This is a genomic window from Streptomyces cellostaticus, from assembly GCF_023630175.1.
Lineage (GTDB): Bacteria > Actinomycetota > Actinomycetes > Streptomycetales > Streptomycetaceae > Streptomyces > Streptomyces cellostaticus_A.
Genome location: NZ_JALLIN010000004.1, coordinates 189980 through 210224, shown reverse-complemented (window position 1 = coordinate 210224; position 20245 = coordinate 189980). Strand labels below are relative to the sequence as shown.

Here is a 20245-nt window from a genome sequence, read left to right as displayed (position 1 = left end):
GCCGCGCCACCAAAAGGGGTGAACGGGCGTAACTTTCCGGTACAGATGGCGTTCTTTCGCGCTAAGACTGCGGAACGTGATCGTCCGTGCGCAAAGGCCACACCGCCGCCAACTCCCGCCGGGCCGACCGCCGTCGGGCCGCGGACCGGGTGCGGGCACGGAGCCGGGAACCGCTGCGCGCACGACGCGCGCGGGGCGCGGTGGACCTGGTACGCGGGGCCGGACTCCTCGGTCCGCCCGCGGCGCGCCGCCGCGGCCCGGCCACCGACCCGGTGGGCCGTGGCGCGGTCGTGCGCGATGTGCGCGGGCGCGGGGCCGGGTTCCCGCCTCGGCCCGCCGACCGGCGCGGCCGCGTGGGCGCCGGCCGTCAGCCCTCGGGGTAGGGCCAGGGGTTGGGCAGGCAGTGGATTCCGTCGTGGTCGAGGAACTTGGTCTGCTGCTGCATGACCGGGGCGAGTTCGCCGTCCTTGCCGCAGTTCACGTGACCGCGGCCGAGCCGGTGGCCCATCTCGTGATTGATCAGCATCTGCCGGTAGGCATGGATGTCGTCCGCGTAGGTCCTGCTGCCCTGCGCCCACCGGTAGGCATTGATCATCACGCGTTCGGTGGCGGCGGAGTCGCAGGAGACGTTGTCCTCCGTGGTGTCCAGTCCGGACTTGGCGCACCAGTCGGCGGTGGTGTCCGGACTGGCGAGCGTGATCACGAAGTCCGGGTGGCCCGAGGAGACCCGCTCGAAGGTACGGGCACTGTCGTGGGCCCAACTGCGGTCGTCGTTCAGCGTCTTCTGCACGGCCTCGGCGAACAGCTCACCGTCCAGGTCGAGCCCCTGCTCGACGTCCACCCGGTAGGTGTACTTCTTCCCCCCGCCGGGGGCCTTGTCGAGGCCCGGAACCGCGTCGAACTTCCCGGATCCCTTCAGCTCGGCGCTGATCGGGTACGTCCGGTCCATCTTCTGCTCGTACGTCAGCGCCGTCGCGCCGGGCACGTCCGAGGGCGCGGCGCCGGGGGCGTGGGCGTCGTCCGTCCGGCCGGTGGTGGACTGCGCCTGGGCGGCGCTGCCGTCGTGGCCGTCCGCGACCTGGCCGGCCACGACGATCGCCAGGGCGGTGGTCACGGCGGCGGCCGCGATGCCGGTGAAGGCCCGGGTCCTGCCGCCGGAGCGCGGTGCGGGCACGGCGGCCCCGGGCCCGTCGCCGTGAGCCCCGTGACCTGTTCCGGAGCCGGCCGAATCCGTGCCGGGGTCGGCCGGCTCCGGTCCGCCGCCGGGCCCGGAGCGGCGTCCGGAGCCGGGCTCGAAGACGTCGATGTCCTCGTCGAACGCGTCCAGGTAGTCCTGCCGGGGGCCCTGCCGCCGCCGCTGCCGCGGGAGGGCCGTACCGGGGCCGCTCGTGCCCTGCCTGGCACCGGCAGCCGCGGAGGCCGCCGGTCCCCCGGCTCCCCCCGGCCCGCCGGGAGCGGTCCCGGCGCCGCCGGCCGCCCCCTTGAACTCGCCCCAGCCGCCACCGGCTTCCCACTGCTCGGGGTGCCCGCCACGGGCCCGCGCGGCCCCGCCGCCGAGCCGCGGCACACCGTGCGCGGGCGTGCCGTCGGGCGACCGCGGAACACCGCGGGCCGGTGTGCCGTCGGAAGGCCCCGGCACCCGGCGGGCCGGAGCGTCGTTCGCGGAACCCGGCACACCCTGCGCGGGCGTGCCCCCGGGCGGTCGTGGAACGCCACGGGCGGGGGTGCCGGGCGGAAAGCCGGGGGGCCCCGGCGCCGGGCGCGGTGCCGCCCCCCGGACGGCCGGGCCGCCCTCCGCGGCCCGGCGCTGGCCGGGCAGCCGGACCTCGCGTCCGGCTGCCTCCTGTCCGGCCCCCGGGGCCGCGCCCCGCGCCTCCCGCTGTGCGTTCGCGTCCGCGGAACCGCCCTTGGGGGCCGCTCCGCGGCGACTGTGGCGTCCCACCAGCCCTCAGCTCTCCATGTCTGTGTCCGTGTCCGTTTGCGCGCCCGTGTCCGCGGCCGCCTCGCCGCCCGGCGTCCTGGCCCGCCCGAGGAGTTCCCGGAACGCCCCCGCCACCACCTCCGGGTATTCCATCATCGCCACGTGTCCCGCCTCCGGCAGCGACAGCAGACGCGAGTCGCGGAAGGAACGGGCGGCCTTGCGGGCCATGCGGAAGCCGACCAACTGGTCGCGCCCGCCGTAGACCAGGAGGGTCGGGGCGAGCACCCGCTCGGCCTGGCGCCACAGCCCGTGCTGTCCGCCCAGGGTGTAGGCGTTGACGATACCGCGCGCGGATCGTGCCATCGCGTCCCAGAAGTACGGCAGTTGCTGCCGTCGCTCCAGTTCCTCCACGGCGTGCCGGAACGCTTCGGCCGACACGCGTCCCGGGTCGCCGTAACAGAGCGCCATGACGCCGCGCACCCGCTGCTCGGCCGTCCACTCCCGGGTGAGCCGGGTGAACAGCGCGGCGATGCCGGGGACGCCGAGCAGTCCCGTCGGCACCGCGGTCCGCTGGATCCGCAGCTCCGGGAGTGCGGGCGACACCAGGGTGAGCGTCCGGACGAGATCGGGCCGGACGGCGGCCACGCGCGTGGCGACCGCGCCGCCGAGGGAGTTGCCGAAGAGGTGCACCGGGCCGCGACCGGTGGCGTCCAGACAGCGGATGACCGCGCGCGCGTGCCCGGTGACGGAGTAGTCGCCGTCGTCCGGGGGCGGGGAGTCACCGAAGCCCGGCAGGTCCACCGCCTCGCCGTCGACGACGCCGTCCAGCTCCGCCATCAGCGACGACCAGTTCTGCGAGGAACCGCCGAGCCCGTGGACGAAGAGAGCGGGCGGCAGCCCCTCACGCGCGGGCGGCCGTGAACGCAGTGTCAGGGTGGCCCCGGGCAGCCCCACCGACCTCAGCCGCTCGCCCTCACCGACCCGGACGGGCGCGACCCTGGGCAGGACACTTGCGGCCGGCACGGACGGCGACTCGGTCGAAGACATGCGGCAATGTTACGAGACGATCACGTAGCGACTCATGTGTTCGCCGTCACAGACCGCACCGGTCCGGCGCGGACACGGGCCCGGGAACGCGGCGCGGACCGGACGGGGCGGCGCCCCCTCCCGGAGGCCGCGCGCACGAGGCCGGCGGGCGTCCACGGCATGGCACCGGAATCAGGTGTCTCCTAGGCTCGTACAGAGGGCACCCGAATGTGGCCCCTGCTGGTTCCAGGGACGTTCGTAGGAAGGGAGCCCACCATGACCCACGACTCCATCGAGGACCCTATCGAGCCCGACGCCGCTGAGGACCGGGAGAACGACAGCGCCCCGGAGATCGACGTCGAGGCCCCCGAGGTGGACTCCGCCGAGCAGCACACGGACGTCACCCCGGAGCGCGACGACCCCCTGACGGACGTGGACCCGGCCCGCGGAAACGAGGCCGATCTCGTGGAACAGCGGCGCGTCGTCTCCCTCGACGAGGACGACTACCGCTGACCTCGCGGCCACCGCGCGGTACCCGATCGGCAGCGCCAGGGGGGCGTCGACCGCTTTCCTCGCCGTCCGGTACGTGAAATTCTGCGCTCGCACCGCGCACAGCACGGTTACCGAAAAGTACGATGGCCGCGCGGCCTGCACCGCACGTGGACGACTTTGGGAGGCGGCGTGACAGCCATCGAGCAGACTGAGGCGGCACGCCCGCGCGGCACACGGCTGCCGCGCCGAGCCCGACGGAACCAGTTGCTGGGCGCCGCCCAGGAGGTCTTCGTCGCTCAGGGCTATCACGCCGCGGCGATGGACGACATCGCGGAGCGGGCCGGCGTCAGCAAGCCGGTGCTCTACCAGCACTTCCCCGGCAAGCTGGACCTCTATCTCGCGCTGCTGGACCAGCACTGCGAGGCGCTGATCCAGTCGGTGCGCAACGCGCTCGCCTCGACGACCGACAACAAGCAGCGCGTCCGCGCCACCATGGACGCCTACTTCGCCTACGTGGAGGACGACGGCGGCGCCTTCCGCCTGGTCTTCGAGTCCGACCTGACGAACGAGCCCGCGGTGCGCGAACGCGTCGACAAGGTCACCAACGACTGCGCCGAGGCCATCTGCGACGTCATCGCGGAGGACACCGGCCTGTCGCGCGCGGAGTCGATGCTGCTGGCCTCCGGCCTCGGCGGTCTCGCCCAGGTGGTGGCGCGTTCCTGGCTGCACAGCGACCGCAGTGTGCCGCGCGACCAGGCGGTGCAACTGCTGACCTCACTGGCCTGGCGGGGCATCGCCGGCTTCCCGCTGCACGGCATCGACCACCACTGACGGTCGTCCGTTCCCCGCGGTGTTCGCTGATGGCGTTCCGGCCCGCAGCGTGTACGTCCCCTCACCGGGCTAATGTGTGCTGGTACGGCGCGGAAGATCGCGCACAGCACTGACCGTCGGAGGGACATAGCCGTGGAGGTCAAGATCGGCGTGCAGCACGCGCCCCGCGAGATCGTTCTGGAGAGCGGTCAGAGCGTCGACGAGGTCGAGCGCGTGGTGGCTGAGGCCCTGGCCGGAAAGACGCCGCTGCTCAGCCTCGAGGATGAGAAGGGCCGCAAGGTCCTGGTGCCGGCGGACCGCCTGGCGTACGTGGAGATCGGCGAGCCGACCGTCCGCAAGGTCGGCTTCGGCACTCTGTAGGTCCCGTTCGGCGGAGGGGACCCGGTGGCACGGCGCCACCGGGTCCCCTCCGTCCTGTGGTGCCCCGTGCCGCCGGGTCCGCGTGCCGCCGTGAGGTCAGCGCCGGCCGCGCGCGGATGGAGCACACGTGGTCCCCGGAGGAGGGTTGCGCTCCGCAGGTCACGGGTAGGACGGGCTACGACCGTGAAGCACCGGCCGGCCGTGGGAGGGACCCCCGACATGATCCTGGAAGTGCTCGGATCCGCAGTGGTCGGTCTGGTCCTCGCCTGGGCGGCGACGCAGCGGCTGGCCCACCGGCTGCCGGCTCCCGCCCTGGTCTTCGCGACGGGCGTCGCCGGCGCCCTCTTCGGTGACTTCGTCACCCACAGCGCACTCGGTCCCGGCACGGCCCTGCCGAGCCTGCTGGGCGCCGCGGTCTTCTCGGCGGCCTCGCTGTCCCTGCTGCTCCGCCCGGCCGGCCGCGGGCTGCGCCGACGATCGATCCCGGCGTAGCCGCGACGCCGCCGAGGGGGCGTGACCGCGCCCCCCTAAAAAGGCCCGACCCCGTGCCGGGAGGCCGGGGCTCAGGCCGCGAGGCCCAGCGCGGCCATCCGCTTGGTGTGCGCCTCGGTGATGCGGGAGAACATCCGGCCCACCTCGGCGAGGTCGAACCCGTCGGCCACACCGCCCACGAGCATCGTGGACAGCGCGTCCCGGTCGGCGACCACCCGCTGCGACTGCGACAGGGCCTCACCCATCAGCCGCCGCGCCCACAGCGCCAGCCGCCCGCCCACACGCGGGTCCGCGTCGATCGCCGCGCGCACCTTCTCCACCGCGAAGCCCGCGTGCCCGGTGTCGTCGAGGACGGCGAGGACCAGCTCGCGCGAGTCGGAGTCGAGACGGGCCGCGACCTCCCGGTAGAAGTCGCTGGCGATCGAGTCGCCGACGTACGCCTTGACCAGGCCCTCCAGCCAGTCCGAGGGCGCCGTCTGCCGGTGGAACCCGTCCAGGGCCGCGACGAACGGCTCCATCGCCGCGGTCGGCTCCTCACCGATCTCGGTCAGCCGGTCGCGCAACCGCTCGAAGTGGTGGAACTCGGCCGAGGCCATCTTGGCCAGCTCCGCCTTGTCCGCGAGCGTGGGCGCCAGCTTGGCGTCCTCCGCGAGCCGCTCGAACGCCGCGAGCTCGCCGTAGGCGAGCGCCCCGAGCAGGTCCACGACCGCGGCACGGTACTGCGGGTCGGCGGAGGCCCGGGTCCAGTCCTGGGCGGCGACGCCGGTGGGTGCGGCAGCGGCGGCGGGCGCGTTCTCAGGCTTGTCAGAGCTAGTCATGAGGCGCACAATAGTCCGCCCCTCCGGGCCCGGAAGCCCCTGGTCGACCAGTGTGACGACGACTACGTGAGCAAATCGGCCATCGCATGTGCGCGAATCCGGGGTATGGTGGTAATGCGCCTGGCTGAGTGCGTCGACGGTGTTCGACGTGTCCCGACAGGCCGCACGCATGAGGATGCCCGGTCGGTGGCCCGATCGGCTCCGACCCGACAGCCCTCCCCGGCCGTACGGAACATACGTACGTCGACCGGAGGGACACCCTCAGCGGTACGAGCGCTAGAGCGTCGGCAAATGGTCCCGTGCCCTACGGCTGGCCCGAGTGGTTCGCCCGTATGGCAGCCGACGTCCCCGGCACGGTCCGTCAACGACCCCGACGCTCGCCTCGCGCCGCGCCACACAGAAGAGGCAGCACCCTGACTACGACGTTTCGAGACCTCGGAATCCTTCCCGAGACGGCCGAGGCCCTGGAGGCCGTCGGCATCGTCACACCCTTCCCCATCCAGGAGATGACACTCCCCGTCGCCCTTTCTGGCACGGACGTCATCGGCCAGGCCAAGACCGGCACCGGCAAGACGCTGGGCTTCGGTCTCCCGCTCCTCGAGCGCGTGACGGTCCCCGCCGACGTGGAGACCGGCCGCGCCGCCCCCGAGGCCCTGACCGACGCGCCGCAGGCGCTCGTCGTCGTCCCCACGCGCGAGCTGTGCCAGCAGGTCACCAACGACCTCCTGACCGCGGGCAAGGTGCGCAACGTGCGCGTCACCGCGATCTACGGCGGCCGTGCCTACGAGCCCCAGGTCGAGGCCCTGAAGAAGGGCGTCGACGTGGTCGTCGGCACCCCGGGCCGGCTCCTCGACCTCGCGGGCCAGAAGAAGCTGGACCTGAAGCACGTCAAGTGCCTGGTCCTCGACGAGGCCGACGAGATGCTCGACCTGGGCTTCCTGCCCGACGTCGAGAAGATCATCAACATGCTCCCCGTGAAGCGCCAGACCATGCTGTTCTCGGCGACCATGCCGGGCGCGGTCATCGGCCTCGCGCGCCGCTACATGTCGCGGCCCACGCACATCCGCGCCACCGCCCCGGACGACGAGGGCGCGACGGTCGCGAACATCAAGCAGTTCGTCTACCGCGCGCACTCCATGGACAAGCCGGAGATGGCCGCCCGCATCCTGCAGGCCGACGGCCGCGGCCTCGCGATGATCTTCTGCCGCACCAAGCGCACCGCCGCCGACATCGCCGAGCAGCTCGAGCGGCGGGGCTTCGCCTCCGGCGCGGTCCACGGCGACCTGGGCCAGGGCGCCCGCGAGCAGGCCCTGCGCGCCTTCCGCAACGGCAAGGTCGACGTCCTCGTCTGCACCGACGTCGCCGCCCGCGGCATCGACGTCGAGGGCGTGACCCACGTCATCAACTACCAGTCCCCCGAGGACGAGAAGACCTACCTGCACCGCATCGGCCGCACCGGCCGCGCGGGCGCGAAGGGTACGGCGATCACGTTCGTGGACTGGGACGACATCCCGCGCTGGCAGCTCATCAACAAGGCGCTGGAGCTGGACTTCAACGACCCGGCGGAGACGTACTCGAGCTCTCCGCACCTCTTCTCGGACCTCGGCATCCCCGCGGGCACCAAGGGCATACTGCCGCGCTCGGAGCGGACCCGTGCCGGGCTCGACGCGGAGGAGCTGGAGGATCTGGGCGAGACCGGTGGCCGCGGAGCACGCGGCCGTGGCCGGGGCGGTCGCGGTGGCCGCGCCGACTCCGGTGCCGCCCCGTCGGCCGAGCGTGAGCGTCCGGCCCGCACCCCGCGCCGTCGCCGCCGTACCCGTGGCGGGGCCCCGCTCGACGCGTCCACCGCCCCGGCGCCGGCAACCGGGTCCGGCACCGACGAGGAGCCCACGGGGACCCGTACCCCGCGCCGTCGCCGCCGTACGCGCGGCGGGTCGGAGGGCGAGCCGGTGACGGCCGCCGCCACGACCGTCGAGACGCCCGCCGCCGAGTCGGCCGCCGTCGAGTCGGCCGCCGTCGAGTCGGCCGCCGTCGAGTCGATGGACACGGCGGAGGGGCCGGCGGCCCTGGAAGCTGCGGAGAAGCCGCGCCGCCGCCGCACCCGGAAGGGCGCCCAGCCGGCCGGAACCGCCGTGCCCGAGGCACCGGTGGCCGAGGCACCCGTGGCCGAGCCGGCATCCGTGGTGGCAGCGCCCGAGGCCGCGGTCGAGGCCGCCGAGCCGAAGCCGCGCCGCACCCGCAAGAAGGCCGAGTCGGCCGCCGAGGCCGCCGTCGACACCGCGGAAGCCACGGAGACCAAGCCGCGCCGCACCCGCAAGACCGCTGCCGCCGCCAAGACCGCCGTCGACACCGCGGAAGCCACCGAGGCCAAGCCGCGCCGCACCCGCAAGAAGGCAGCCGCGGCACCGGAGACCGTCGAGGCACCCGAGGCCGAGGCCAAGCCGCGCCGGACCCGCAAGACCGCTGCCGCCGCCAAGACCGCCGTCGACACCGCGGAAGCCACCGAGGCCAAGCCGCGCCGCACCCGCAAGAAGGCGGCCGCGGCACCGGAGACCGTCGAGGCACCCGAGGCCGAGGCCAAGCCGCGCCGGACCCGCAAGACCGCTGCCGCCGCCGAGACCGCCGTCGACACCGCGGAAGCCACCGAGGCCAAGCCGCGCCGCACCCGCAAGAAGGCGGCCGCCGAGGCCGCGGTGGACGGGGCGGAGGTGGCCGCGCCCAAGGCACGGCGGACCCGTAAGGCCGTCGCCGAGGCGGCTGTCCCGGAGATCCCGGCGCAGGCCACCGAGGAGCCGGAGGCCAAGCCGCGCCGCCGGACCACCCGCAAGGCGGCGGCATCCGCCGCCGAGTCCGCCGAGGCGGCTCCGAAGGCGCGCCGTACCCGCAAGGCGACGGCCGCCGCGGAGGCTCCCGAAGCCTGACCCGGCGCCCCGGCCGGACGGCACGACGGGCCCGGTCCGATGGCCCGGTCCACCTCGGTGGGCCGGGCCATCGGCGTCTCCTCCCCGTCTCCGGCCGGCGCACGGCCCGTCACCCGCCCCGTCGCCGCGCCCGATAGCCTCTTCCCATGAGCAGGCCTGCCACCTTCGTCCCGCCCGCCGGTGCCCGTGCGTACTCCCTGCGGACCGCACGCGGCGAGTTCGCCGTGGTCGACGCGCCCGTCGCCGACGGGGTCGAGCCCAAGGGGGTCGCGCTGCTGCTGCCGGGGTTCACCGGCAGCAAGGAGGACTTCAACCCGCTGCACGTGCCGCTGGCCGAGCGCGGGTACCGGACCGTGGCCGTGGACGGGCGCGGCCAGTTCGAGACCGACGGTCCCGAGCACGACGAGTCCGCCTACGCCCAGGAGGCGCTGGCCAGGGACGTGCTCGCGCAGGTGGCGGCCGTCGGGGCGGCGCCGGTGCACCTGCTGGGACACTCGCTGGGCGGGCAGGTCTCGCGCGCGGCCGTGCTGCTGGACCACTCCCCCTTCGCGTCGCTCACCCTGATGGCCTCCGGCCCGGCGCAGATCTCGGCCTCCCAGCGGCAGCGTGTCAAGCTGCTCCGGGACGCGCTCGCGGTGATGACGATGGCCGAGGTGTGGGACGCGATCCAGGCCATGGAGGCGCCGGAGGAGACCGCCACCGGCGGGCTGGACGGCGGCCTCGACAACCGGGCCGACCTGCGGCGCCGCTGGATGGGCAACAAGCCCGCCCAACTCCTGGCCACCGGCCGCCAGTTGTGTTCCGAGCCGGACCGTGTCGCCGAACTGGCCGCCGTGCCGCTGCCGTTCCACGTCCTGTCGGGCGCACTGGACGACACCTGGCCGCTGGACCTGCTCGACGACATGGCCGTGCGGCTGGCGGCCCGGCGGACGGTCGTCGAGGGCGCCGAGCACTCACCCAACACCGACCAGCCCCTGAGCACCGCCCGGGCCCTCGCCGACTTCTGGGACGCCCACCCCGCGGCCACCGGCTGACCTGCGACGCCGGGCGGCGACGTGGTCGGCCGGCCCCGCGTCCGCGAGGCTCACCGCGCAGGGGCCGGGTGATCGTCAGCGGTGGCCCAGCACGTTGACCACCCGGCCGTCGGGGTCACGGACGAAGAACCGGCGCACTCCCCATTCCTCGTCCCGCAAGGGGAGCACGATCTCCGCGCCGCTCTCCCGCATGGCCTCCCACGCCGCGTCCACGTCCTCCACCTCGACACTCATGTCGGGCGTGACCGGGGCGGTCTTGTCACCGGCCGTGAAACTGACCTGAGCCGTCGGGCTGGTCGGGGAGCCCATCGTCATGATCCAGCCGTGGTTCATGACCTCCTGGAGCCCGAGCAGTTCATAGAAATCGCGGCTCTCCCGGACGTTCGACGACCGGACATTGGGTACGACACGGCGGACGGCCATCGGCAACTCCACGTGGGCAAGAGGTGTCCTGGGTCTCCAGGAGTACTACGCCGGACGCCTCGCCGCCCGCGTTTTCGACGCACGCCCCGTACTCGGCACGCAACACGCCCCAGTGCCGCGTCAGCCAGGGTTCGCGGCCCTCAGTACTGCGTCTGCAGGTGCTCCCAGAAGCCGTCCCTGAGGGCGCGGCGGAGGTCGGCCTGGCCGCGCAGGGAGTACTGGAGCATGCCCTCGGCCTCGACCAGGAGGTCCTGGTCGACGGAGCCGGGGAGGTAGGGGTGGCCGGGCAGCAGCTCGACGAGTGCCTCGCGGCCCCGCGCGGAGAGCCACTTGGCCGCGATCCGGGCGCCGACGAAGCGGACGTCCTCGCGGGTGGGCCGGGTCCCGGCGGCGGGCTCGTAGGCGGCGGCCGTGCGCCGGGACACGTAGGGCTTGAAGAACTCCAGGTCGAGGGTGCGCTGGCTGTCGACCTCCCAGAGCAGCGGCTCGGCCTGGTTGCGCCCCTCGGCCGCCTCGATCCCCCAGAGGTGGACGCGGGCACCGTAGCCCTGGGCCGCCTCCACCGCGGACACCAGGTCCTCGTCGCCGCCGAGCAGGGCCGCGTCGCTGATGGCGCGGTGCCGGGCCAGTGACTCCAGGTCGCTGCGGATGAGTGAATCGACGCCCTTCTGCTGGTTGTTGGCGTTGAGGTTGCCGAGGCGGACCTTGACGTCGGGCAGTTCGGCGATGGTCTGCTGCTCGGCGGTGTGGATGCGGCGGCGGGCGCCGTCGTACCAGTAGACGCGCAGCAGCCGGCTGTCGGCGAAGATCGTGCGGGCCTTGTCGATGAGGGCGTCGATCAGGCCCTCGGCGTCGAGGTCGAAGGCACGCCGGTCCTCCGTCCCGGCCACGAGCCGGCCGGCGGCCGCGTAGAGGTATCCCGCGTCGACGAAGATCGCGTGGGTCGAGGGCGTCTTCGCCACCTCGGCGAGCATGCGCTGCAGCAGCTCGTTGGTGTGGTCGATGCGGGCGGCGAGGGCCGCCAGGTCGTCGTTCATCGCCTCCATTGTCCTGGCGATCACGCTGCGAACACAACTGCTCTCGGTCAGTCCCGCGGACGCCGCTTACCGGTCAGTAATTAGACGTTCGAAAAATTTCTTTAGCGTAGGGAATGTTTGTAACACGCAGCTCGTTGGATACCTACGACAGCACGTCACACCAGTAGTTCTCCGCAGGAGGATGACCAGACGAAGGGAGAAGCCCTTGCGCTTCGAGATCATGCGACTCGACGAGGTCGACGGCACCACCGTGGACAGCACCGTCGTGGACGCCGCCTCCGTCAACCGGATCGTTCAGCAGGCCGCAGCCGTGGGACAGCGCCTCTGGATCCGCCCGGCCGAGTGCCCGGCCTCGTAACACCCGGCGCTCACCGCGCACGGCGCTCGCCCGGATGACACCCGGCACGCGACGCCCGGCGCCCACTCAGGCCTTCCGGGGGAGCCGAGGCCGGCTCCTCAGCTTCCCCGGATCACCTGAGTGACCCCGTTGATGATCTGCTGCACGGCGATCGCGGAGAGCATCATGCCCGCGAGCCGCGTCACCAGGACCACACCGCCGTCCTTGATGACCCGGATGATCAGCAGCGAGTAGCGCATCACCAACCACAGCACGACGTGGATCGCGAGGATCGCGGCCCAGACCGAGACCTGCGTGGCGACGTCGCCGGCCTTCTGCACGGCGAGGATCACGGACACGATGGCACCGGGCCCCGCCAGCAGCGGCATGCCCAGCGGTACGAGCGCGACGTTCACGTCCTTGGTCTGCTTCGGCTCGTCGGTCTTGCCGGTGAGCAGGTCCAGCGCGATCAGCAGGAGCAGCAGACCGCCCGCGATCATCAGCGCGGGAACGGAGACGTGCAGGTAGTCGAGGATCTGGTGGCCCAGTACGCCGAAGATGGCGATGACCCCGCCCGCCACGCACACGGCCTGGAAGGCCATGCGCTTCTGCACCTTGGCCGGACGGCCCGCGGTCAGGGCGAGGAAGATCGGGGTGATCCCGGGGGGATCCATGATGACGAAAAGGGTCAGGAACAGGGAGCCGAAGACGGCGAGGTCGAACATGGTGGTGCTACAGGCCTTGCTGGAGAGGGGGATACGGGGACGGTCGGGTGGGGCGGGCGGGCCGCCTCAGGCTCCGCCGGTCCCCGGCACCGGGAACGCCCCGGTGGCACGCCGGGTGATCTCGCCGTAGACCTCGGGGTCGGTCGTGCAGGCGCCCAGCGAGACGGTCTTGCGGCTGCCGTGGTAGTCCGAGGATCCCGTGACCAGCAGTCCCAGTTCCTCGGCGAGGCCGCGCAGCCGGGCCCGCGCGTCGGCGTCGTGGTCCATGTGGTCGACCTCGAGGCCGTCCAGACCTGCGGCCGCCAGTTCGGCGATGACGGACTCCGGCACCGTGCGGCCGCGCTTGGCGGCGGCCGGGTGCGCGAAGACGGCCACCCCGCCCGCGCCCTTGACCAGACGGATGGCCTCGAAGGGGTCGGTCTCGTGCTTCTCCACGAACGCCCGGCCCCCGTCGGCGAGCCACTCCTCGGTGAACGCGTCACCGACGGTCGGTACGACACCCAGCTCGACCAGCGCGGTGGCGACGTGCGGCCGCCCCACGGAACCGCCGGCGGCGATCCGCTCCACCCGCTCCCAGGTGACCGGCACGCCCAGCCCGTTCAGCTTCGCGACCATGCCCTGGGCCCGCGGCACCCGGTCGTCCCGGACCAGCTCGCGCTCGGCGAGCAGACCCGGTTCCTCGGGGTCGAAGAGGTAGGCCAGCAGGTGCATGGAGATGCCGTCGACGCGGCAGGACAGCTCGGCGCCGGTGACCAGGGTCAGCCCCTCGGGCAGGGCCGCGATCGCCTCGGCGTACCCGCGGGTGGTGTCGTGGTCGGTCAGCGCCACGACGTCCAGCCCGGCCGCGGCGGCGTTGCGCACCAGCTCGGCCGGGGTGTCCGTGCCGTCGGAGGCCGTGGAGTGACAGTGCAGGTCGATGCGCACGGCTGCTCCAGACGGTGACGGGACGGCGGGGACACCCAAGGATAGCGGCAGGAACCGGGTGCCCTGTCACACCCGCACGGGGCCGGCGCCCCCTACAGCCGCGCGCTCAGGGCTTGAGTAGCCGCGGCGACAGCGCGCCGCACGGCACCAGGTCTATCTCGGCGCCCGCGTCCCGCAGATCGGCCAGCACCAGCTCGTCGTACATGAGCAGGCCGGACTGCTCGGGCCACATGACCGCCCACAGCCAGAGCCCCAGCGCCTCGCCGGCGAAGACCGCGCGGTCGTCGGGGCCGCCGGAGACGTGCCAGAGCGGGGTGGGGCGGCCGGCGGCCAGCACCTTGGCCTGGGGCGGCTTCTCGACGTTCAGGTAGGGCCCCGGGTCCGGCCCGTCGATGCCCGCGTAGTGCGCACCGAGACCGACACCCAGCTCCTCGGCGACGAGGATCAGCTCACCCACGCCGCCCAGCGGACCGGGACCGGAGCACGCCACGGCGGTGGCACGGCCGCCGCTGCGGTCGTCCCCCGCGTAGGCCACGCCCGTGAACAGCCACCCGACCGGCAGCGGCCACGGCATCCACACCGGGACCTGCGTGCGGTGCACGACCACGTTGAGCGCCTCGACGCTGGGCGGGATCACGGGCTGCAGCGGATACACCGTCCCGTGCACGTCGCACTGCCAGGAATCGGCGAAGAGGCCGGGAGCCCTGACCCGGCCACCACACTTCGGGCAACTGGGTTCGCCCCTCATAGGGCTCCACGGTCCTACCCGGACCGGCTCGCGTCAAGGACGATCACCCGTCCGGACGGAAGCCGCGCGGCCCGACGGTCCACACCGAACCGGCCCTCGGCGTGTCGGACGCGCCGCGCCCGGTGGCGAGCGCGGGCTGCAACTTCGTCCGCTGGTTCGCGGCCGCCGCGGCGCCCCACCTCGCGCCGAAGATCGAGGAGTGGACCGACCCCCACGTCCCGATCGTGGCCGCGGCGGCCACCGCCGTGCTCGGCGCGGTCGTGGTCCTCGTGCGACGCGAGGCCCTCACCCACGAGGCCGCGGAGCCCGAACCCCGGCACGCCACCGAGGACGGGGTCGGCGTCTTCACCAACTGACCGATCAGGAAAGGACTTTGGTGAGCTTGCTCACGCGGGCCCGGCATCCAGCGGGACGGACCTGCGGGCGGGATCCCTCAGGTCCGTGCCGTGCGCCAGCCAGCGCTCCTGGAGGGCCGGGGCACCGTGCACCCGCTTCCAGGCGGCCTCGTTGGGGGTCATCGGCAGCAGCGGCAGGAACCGCACCGGATCCATCGGGGCGTCCAGCGCCAGATCCTCGACGAGCCCGCCCGGCTCCCCCACCAGCACGGAGCTGAACGGGGCGCCGGGCCACAGCGGTCCACCGACGTCCAGGGACGCACCGGGGGCCACGACCAGCCCCTCCACCTGCGGGGACGCGGCGAGCACGGCGAGCGCGCGGAGCACCTTGTCGGTGTCGGCGAGGCCGGCGCGAACCGACAGGACCAGCTCGGCGCGCGGTCCCTCGACGGGGTCGGCGAGCATCGCCGTGGGATCGGTCATGGGGTGCGCGGACATCCCGAGCGTGGCGTAGCGGACCACGTCCCCCTCGCGGAAGCGGAGCACCTCGATGCGGTCGGTACCGAGGAAGGTGACCGCGGCGCGCGCGTCCGGTTCGCCCAGCGCGGTGTTCAACCGTGCCTCGACCAGAGGAAGAACATCAACCATGCGGCGAGCATAGAACTCGTCAGCGCCGGGCAAAGCGGCGCCTTGACACCACACGCTGCTGCTACGCTGAGCCGGTGGTTCGGGGCAGCACGCAGAAGCGTCGCTATCTGTCCCGACGCTGAGACTCCCTTACGAGGGACCGGCCGGAGGAGGTGGGGCTGTCATGGATCGAAGTCGACCGTGCAGTACCACTCGCTCTTCCGGCTGCTGATCCAGTTACCGGCTGGCCACCGCCTTCCTTTCGCATCGTCGTTCGGAAGAGCACTTCGTCTCGCTCTGCCTGATCTGTCTGCCCTGAATCAGTTCTGCATCAGCAGCGAAGTCGCCACCGCGACGGTGCGGTGCTCCCCGCTTTGCGGACGTGCCAAACATCCTTCCCAGCCCCGGGCCGGGAGGACTTACGCCGGACGTCCCCATTCCGGGTAGTTCCACCCGTCGACGCGCGCTGTCGCTGCCCGCCCGCGAAGGAGCCCGCCCATGTCGATGATCCGCGACCTGCGCGCCGTGGTCCGCCCGTCGTCCCGTGTCCCGCTGCGCAAGGAGCAGAGCGCGCCGTACGACACCACGCGTGACCCGGCGACACCCTCGGCCGTCGTCGACTGCGCCGTCTACCGCGACGGCGCCCGGGTGCGCAGCGCGGAGCCGCTGAGCCCGCAGGAGGCGATGCGGCTGGTCCGCCGCGACGGCGGGTTCGTGTGGATGGGGCTGCACGAGCCGACGGAGTCGGAGTTCGCCGGCATCGCACGCGAGTTCGGGCTGCACCCGCTGGCCGTGGAGGACGCGGTACAGGCCCACCAGCGGCCCAAACTGGAGCGGTACGACGACTCGCTCTTCACCGTCTTCAAGACCATCCACTACGTCGAGCACGACCGGCTCACCGCGAGCAGCGAGGTCGTGGAGACCGGCGAGGTCATGTGCTTCACCGGCCGGGACTTCTTCATCACCGTCCGGCACGGCGGCCAGGGCTCGCTGCGGGCGCTGCGGCACCGGCTGCAGGACGACCCGGAGCTGCTCGCCAACGGCCCCTCGGCCGTGCTGCACGCGATCGCCGACCACGTGGTGGACGGCTACATCGCGGTGGCCGACGCGATGCAGGTCGACATCGACGAGGTGGAGACCGAGGTCTTCTCGCCGGGCCGCCGGGGCGGTGTCTCGCGTGGTGTGGACTCGGCGCGGATCTACCAGCTCAAGCGTGAGGTGCTGGACTTCAAGCGGGCGGTGGCGCCGCTGCTGCGGCCCATGCAGCTCCTGAGCGAGCGGCCGATGCGGCTGGTCGAGCCGGACATCCAGAAGTACTTCCGGGACGTCGCCGACCACCTCGCCCGGGTCCAGGAGCAGGTGCTGGGCTTCGACGAACTGCTCAACTCCATCCTCCAGGCCAACCTGGCGCAGGCGTCCGTCGCGCAGAACGAGGACATGCGCAAGATCACCGCCTGGGCGGCGATCATCGCCGTGCCGACGATGGTGTGCGGGGTGTACGGCATGAACTTCACGTACATGCCCGAGCTGCACTGGCGGTACGGCTACCCGGTGATCATGGGCATCACGGTCGCCCTGTGTCTGGGCATCCACCGCACCCTCAAGCGCAACGGCTGGCTCTGAGGGCCGTCCCGCAGTCCCCGGCTGACGCACGGCGCCGGCCACGGCGCCCCGCCGCGTTGCAGGACCGCCCGAACACGCCGAGTGTCCCGAACACGCCCGGTACGAGGACGACCCTCCGCCCCGCGGCGCACCGCATCCGACGCCGTGCGCCGCCCCACCGGGGACTGCGGGGCAGCCCTTAGGCTGGGCTCATGACAAGCGAGCTGCTCGACCAGGCCCTCGTCGAGGAGGCCACCAAGAAGTCCGGCCTCGTCTGGGTCAGGGCCGCCGGGGCCCCGGCGGCTCGTGCGCTGTGGCACGTGTGGCACGAGGGCGCGGTGTGCCTGGTCGGCGACGGGCCCGGGGAGCAGCCGCTGACCGGCCTCACCGACGGCGGCTCGGCCGAGGTGACCGTGCGCAGCAAGGACAAGGGCGGCCGGCTGGTGACCTGGCGGGCCACCGTGTCCGTGCTCGGCTCCGGCTCACCGGAGTGGGAGGCCGCCGTCGCCGAGCTGAAGGGCAAGCGGCTGAACGCCCCCGACGGCGAGGAGATGCCCGCGCGGTGGGCCCGCGAGTGCAGGGTGCTCCGTCTGGTGCCGGCCGGGTCCACGCTCGCGCTGCCCTCCGGGAGTCTGGCGGAGCGTCCGGTGCCCTCCCCGGCGACGACGCGCCGACCGGCCCCGGCCGCCCTGCCGCGACTGCTGGCCGGGCGGCGGCGGAAGGGATAGACGCCGGGCCCCGGCGGGCTACGACGCCGGGAGCTGCTTGCCGTAGTCGACCGTCTCGCCCTTCGCGGGCCGGGCGACGGCGAAGTCCTTGCCCCAGTCCGAGAAGGTGAGCGTGCCCGCGGAGCCGGCGCGCTCCAGGCGGAGCGGGTACGGCTCGCCCTCCAGTGAGACCTCCAGGGTGCCGCCGTCGCCGTCGTCGCCGGTGATCCGGATGGTGCGGGTACCCGCCGCCTCGTGGTGGCCGTCGGTCGCCAGCGAACCGTGCAGGGTCAGCAGGCCGTCGAGCAGGAGGTCCTTGTCCGTGAAGCCGCTGAACTTCTTGTACGCGGGGTCTCCTTGCGGCACCTTCACGTACTTGCCGTCCAGCTTGCCCGCCGCGGACTTGTCGCCGCCGTTCCAGAACGCCGCGTCGGCCTTGAGGTACAGCTCGGTGCCCACCCGCAGCAGCCGGAAGGTGGCGCCCCGGGAGGTGACCGAGCCGGTGCCGCCGTCTTCCTTCAGCCGCATGTCCAGCCGGTACGTGCGGCCGCTGGTGACCACGGTCCCGGCCAGCCGCACCGCGGGGGCCTCGTCGGCGGCGGCGCGGGTCCTGGCCTGGATCCGGCCGGCGGGCAGCTTGCCCACCCCGTTGGTCCCCGCGTCCGGATCGTCACCGCACCCCGTCAGCACCGTCGCTCCCGTCACGGCCAGTGCGCATGTCGCGGTCACCAGCGCGGCCCGGCGAACACGGCCCAGGGGCATCGCAGTCACAGGTGGGGCTGCCTTTCTGACGGTTGCTGAGCGGCGTACGGCAGCGTACCGGGGCCCCGGCCGCCGGGCGGAGCCAGTCCGTCCGGACCGCCCACCAGGGCGTATCGGATCGGTACGGGCTAGCCTGAAGCGCACGCGAGCGGGCACAGAACAGCAATCCCATGCAAGGCGAGCAAAGGAAGCACAGCCATGGCAGCCGGCGCCCCCCGGATCTTCGTCTCGCACCTTTCCGGGGTCCCCGTCTTCGATCCGACCGGCGACCAGGTGGGTCGCGTACGCGACCTGGTGGTCATGCTGCGCGTCGGGCGGCGGCCCCCGCGCGTCCTCGGGCTGGTCGTCGAGCTGTCCAACCGGCGCCGGATCTTCCTGCCGATGACGCGGGTGACCGGTATCGAGTCCGGCCAGGTCATCACCACCGGAGTGCTCAACGTGCGCCGCTTCGAGCAGCGGCCCACCGAGCGGCTGGTCTTCGGCGAGCTGCTGGACCGGCGGGTGCGGCTGGTGGAGAGCGACGAGGAGGTCACCGTCCTCGACCTGTCCGTGCAGCAGCTCCCCGCCCGCCGGGACTGGGAGATCGACCGCGTCTTCGTGCGCAGGGGACGCAAGGGCGGTGCCTTCCGCCGGGCCAGGGGCGAGACCCTGACGGTCGAGTGGTCGTCCGTCACCGGCTTCTCCCTGGAGGAGCACGGGCAGGGCGCCGAGAACCTGCTCGCCACGTTCGAGCAACTGCGGCCCGCGGACCTCGCCAACGTGCTGCACCACCTGTCCGCCAAGCGGCGCGCGGAGGTCGCCGCAGCCCTGGACGACGACCGGCTCGCCGACGTCCTCGAGGAACTGCCGGAGGACGACCAGATCGAGATCCTCGGCAAGCTGGCCGAGGAGCGCGCGGCGGACGTCCTGGAGGCCATGGACCCGGACGACGCGGCCGACCTGCTGGCCGAGCTGCCGGAGGCGGACAAGGAACGGCTGCTGAGCCTGATGAAGCCCGCCGACGCGGCCGACATGCGGCGTCTGATGTCGTACGAGGAGCACACCGCGGGCGGTCTGATGACCACCGAGCCGATCGTGCTGCGCCCGGACGCCACCGTCGCCGACGCCCTCGCCCGGGTCCGCAACCAGGACCTCTCCCCCGCGCTCGCCGCCCAGGTCTACGTCTGCCGCCCGCCCGACGAGACCCCGACCGGCAAGTACCTGGGCACCGTGCACTTCCAGCGGCTGCTGCGCGACCCTCCGTACACCCTGGTCAGCTCGCTGCTCGACGACGACCTGCAGCCACTGGCCCCCGACGCCGCCCTGCCGGTCGTCGCCGGGTTCTTCGCCACGTACGACATGGTGGCCGCCCCCGTGGTGGACGAGTCGGGCTCGCTGCTCGGCGCGGTGACCGTGGACGACGTCCTCGACCACATGCTGCCCGACGACTGGCGGGAGACGGAGTTCCACCTGGACGAGGGAGAGGAGGCGGCCACTCATGGCTCCTGAGCGCGACACCGCGACCCGCGAGCGCAATCCGGTGGGCGCCACGGCCGCCCCCCGGCCCCGCGCCCCGCGTCTGGACCAGCCGCGCCCGCCCAGGCGGCGCATCCTGCCCGAGTGGGATCCGGAGGCCTTCGGCCGGCTGTCGGAGCGGATCGCCCGGTTCCTCGGCACGGGACGCTTCATCGTCTGGATGACGGTCGTCATCATCCTGTGGGTGCTGTGGAACATCGCCGCGCCGGCGGGGCTGCGCTTCGACCAGTACCCGTTCATCTTCCTGACCCTGATGCTGTCCCTGCAGGCCTCCTACGCGGCCCCGCTGATCCTGCTGGCGCAGAACCGGCAGGACGACCGCGACCGGGTCAACCTCGAGCAGGACCGCAAGCAGAACGAGCGGTCCATCGCCGACACCGAGTACCTGACCCGGGAGGTCGCCGCGCTGCGCACCGGCCTCGGCGAGGTGGCGACCCGCGACTGGATCCGCTCTGAGCTGCAGGACCTGATGAAGGAGCTGGAGGAGCGGCGGCGTCACGACGGGCACGTCGTATTCCCGGCAGAGCGGGCGGAACGGTCGCCCGGACGTGACGCAGACGACCGCTGAAGGGCTACCCGCGGGCCCCAGGGGGCGCCGTACCATCGTC

The 20245-nt window shown here is 73.0% G+C and carries 21 protein-coding genes and 1 pseudogene; 12 read left to right on the top strand and 10 right to left on the bottom strand.

The features are described from left to right. Positions 1–367 precede the first annotated feature (367 nt). The gene (locus MXD57_RS04240) at positions 368–1942 is read right to left on the bottom strand and encodes a DUF3152 domain-containing protein (protein WP_250399901.1); all 1575 of its coding nucleotides are present in this window, start codon (positions 1940–1942) and stop codon (positions 368–370) included. A gap of 6 nt (positions 1943–1948) precedes the next feature. Then, positions 1949–2968, bottom strand: coding sequence for an alpha/beta fold hydrolase (locus MXD57_RS04235; protein WP_250399900.1), 1020 nt, complete (start codon positions 2966–2968; stop codon positions 1949–1951). A 255-nt stretch (positions 2969–3223) separates the two neighbouring features. Between MXD57_RS04235 and MXD57_RS04230 the strand changes: the two genes are divergently transcribed. From MXD57_RS04230 to MXD57_RS04215, 4 genes are all read left to right on the top strand, one after another. After that, entirely contained in the window at positions 3224–3460 is a 237-nt protein-coding gene (locus MXD57_RS04230; protein WP_250399899.1) for a hypothetical protein, read from the top strand. 168 nt (positions 3461–3628) lie between these two features. Next, entirely contained in the window at positions 3629–4270 is a 642-nt protein-coding gene (locus MXD57_RS04225; protein WP_250399898.1) for a TetR/AcrR family transcriptional regulator, read from the top strand. A gap of 132 nt (positions 4271–4402) precedes the next feature. Beyond that, entirely contained in the window at positions 4403–4630 is a 228-nt protein-coding gene (locus MXD57_RS04220; RefSeq protein WP_250399897.1) for a DUF3107 domain-containing protein, read from the top strand. 219 nt (positions 4631–4849) lie between these two features. Further along, positions 4850–5122 (top strand): hypothetical protein, encoded by a 273-nt coding sequence (locus MXD57_RS04215; protein ID WP_250399896.1) that lies wholly within the window; start codon positions 4850–4852, stop codon positions 5120–5122. Between the two features lie 71 nt (positions 5123–5193). Here MXD57_RS04215 and MXD57_RS04210 read toward each other — a convergent pair whose 3' ends face one another. Continuing rightward, complete coding sequence (locus MXD57_RS04210; RefSeq protein WP_250399895.1) at positions 5194–5949, bottom strand: ferritin-like fold-containing protein; 756 nt, start codon at positions 5947–5949, stop codon at positions 5194–5196. A gap of 497 nt (positions 5950–6446) precedes the next feature. On the opposite strand from MXD57_RS04210, the gene MXD57_RS04205 reads away from it, so the two are divergent. Then, a complete protein-coding gene (locus MXD57_RS04205) occupies positions 6447–8861 on the top strand; it encodes a DEAD/DEAH box helicase (protein ID WP_250399894.1) in 2415 nt (804 codons plus the stop codon). Positions 8862–9007: 146 nt separating this feature from the next. Continuing rightward, a complete protein-coding gene (locus MXD57_RS04200) occupies positions 9008–9895 on the top strand; it encodes an alpha/beta fold hydrolase (protein ID WP_250399893.1) in 888 nt (295 codons plus the stop codon). A gap of 75 nt (positions 9896–9970) precedes the next feature. Here MXD57_RS04200 and MXD57_RS04195 read toward each other — a convergent pair whose 3' ends face one another. Together MXD57_RS04195 and MXD57_RS04190 are read right to left on the bottom strand one after the other, a co-directional pair. Next, the gene (locus tag MXD57_RS04195) at positions 9971–10318 is read right to left on the bottom strand and encodes a VOC family protein (protein WP_250399892.1); all 348 of its coding nucleotides are present in this window, start codon (positions 10316–10318) and stop codon (positions 9971–9973) included. A 140-nt stretch (positions 10319–10458) separates the two neighbouring features. Continuing rightward, on the bottom strand, positions 10459–11355 hold the full coding sequence (locus MXD57_RS04190; protein WP_250399891.1) for an NYN domain-containing protein: 897 nt from the start codon (positions 11353–11355) through the stop codon (positions 10459–10461). Between the two features lie 181 nt (positions 11356–11536). Here MXD57_RS04190 and MXD57_RS04185 point away from each other — a divergent pair, with 181 nt between their 5' ends. Next, positions 11537–11713, top strand: a complete 177-nt coding sequence (locus tag MXD57_RS04185; RefSeq protein ID WP_250399912.1) for a hypothetical protein — start codon at positions 11537–11539, stop codon at positions 11711–11713. A gap of 98 nt (positions 11714–11811) precedes the next feature. Here MXD57_RS04185 and MXD57_RS04180 read toward each other — a convergent pair whose 3' ends face one another. The 3 genes from MXD57_RS04180 to MXD57_RS04170 all read right to left on the bottom strand — a co-directional run bounded on the left by MXD57_RS04180 (position 11812) and on the right by MXD57_RS04170 (position 14089). Further along, the gene (locus MXD57_RS04180) at positions 11812–12417 is read right to left on the bottom strand and encodes a MarC family protein (protein ID WP_250399890.1); all 606 of its coding nucleotides are present in this window, start codon (positions 12415–12417) and stop codon (positions 11812–11814) included. Positions 12418–12483: 66 nt separating this feature from the next. Beyond that, positions 12484–13341: a PHP domain-containing protein gene (locus MXD57_RS04175; protein WP_250399889.1), complete on the bottom strand. Its 858-nt coding sequence runs from the start codon at positions 13339–13341 to the stop codon at positions 12484–12486. Between the two features lie 106 nt (positions 13342–13447). Next, a complete protein-coding gene (locus tag MXD57_RS04170; protein ID WP_250399888.1) occupies positions 13448–14089 on the bottom strand; it encodes a DUF6758 family protein in 642 nt (213 codons plus the stop codon). A gap of 74 nt (positions 14090–14163) precedes the next feature. Here MXD57_RS04170 and MXD57_RS04165 point away from each other — a divergent pair. Next, positions 14164–14445: pseudogene (locus MXD57_RS04165) on the top strand (MFS transporter); the annotation flags it as partial. 30 nt (positions 14446–14475) lie between these two features. On the opposite strand, the gene MXD57_RS04160 reads toward MXD57_RS04165, so the two are convergent. Further along, positions 14476–15072 (bottom strand): suppressor of fused domain protein, encoded by a 597-nt coding sequence (locus MXD57_RS04160; RefSeq protein WP_250399887.1) that lies wholly within the window; start codon positions 15070–15072, stop codon positions 14476–14478. A 477-nt stretch (positions 15073–15549) separates the two neighbouring features. Here MXD57_RS04160 and MXD57_RS04155 point away from each other — a divergent pair, with 477 nt between their 5' ends. Both MXD57_RS04155 and MXD57_RS04150 read left to right on the top strand, forming a co-directional pair. Then, positions 15550–16674, top strand: a complete 1125-nt coding sequence (locus MXD57_RS04155) for a magnesium and cobalt transport protein CorA (RefSeq protein ID WP_250399886.1) — start codon at positions 15550–15552, stop codon at positions 16672–16674. Between the two features lie 191 nt (positions 16675–16865). Continuing rightward, positions 16866–17381 (top strand): hypothetical protein, encoded by a 516-nt coding sequence (locus tag MXD57_RS04150; RefSeq protein ID WP_250399885.1) that lies wholly within the window; start codon positions 16866–16868, stop codon positions 17379–17381. Between the two features lie 18 nt (positions 17382–17399). Here MXD57_RS04150 and MXD57_RS04145 read toward each other — a convergent pair whose 3' ends face one another. Then, positions 17400–18122: a hypothetical protein gene (locus MXD57_RS04145; RefSeq protein WP_250399911.1), complete on the bottom strand. Its 723-nt coding sequence runs from the start codon at positions 18120–18122 to the stop codon at positions 17400–17402. A gap of 198 nt (positions 18123–18320) precedes the next feature. Here MXD57_RS04145 and MXD57_RS04140 point away from each other — a divergent pair, with 198 nt between their 5' ends. Beyond that, on the top strand, positions 18321–19610 hold the full coding sequence (locus MXD57_RS04140; protein ID WP_250399884.1) for a magnesium transporter MgtE N-terminal domain-containing protein: 1290 nt from the start codon (positions 18321–18323) through the stop codon (positions 19608–19610). Then, positions 19600–20205 (top strand): DUF1003 domain-containing protein, encoded by a 606-nt coding sequence (locus MXD57_RS04135; protein WP_250399883.1) that lies wholly within the window; start codon positions 19600–19602, stop codon positions 20203–20205. Before MXD57_RS04140 ends, MXD57_RS04135 begins: the two co-directional genes overlap by 11 nt. Positions 20206–20245 lie beyond the last annotated feature (40 nt).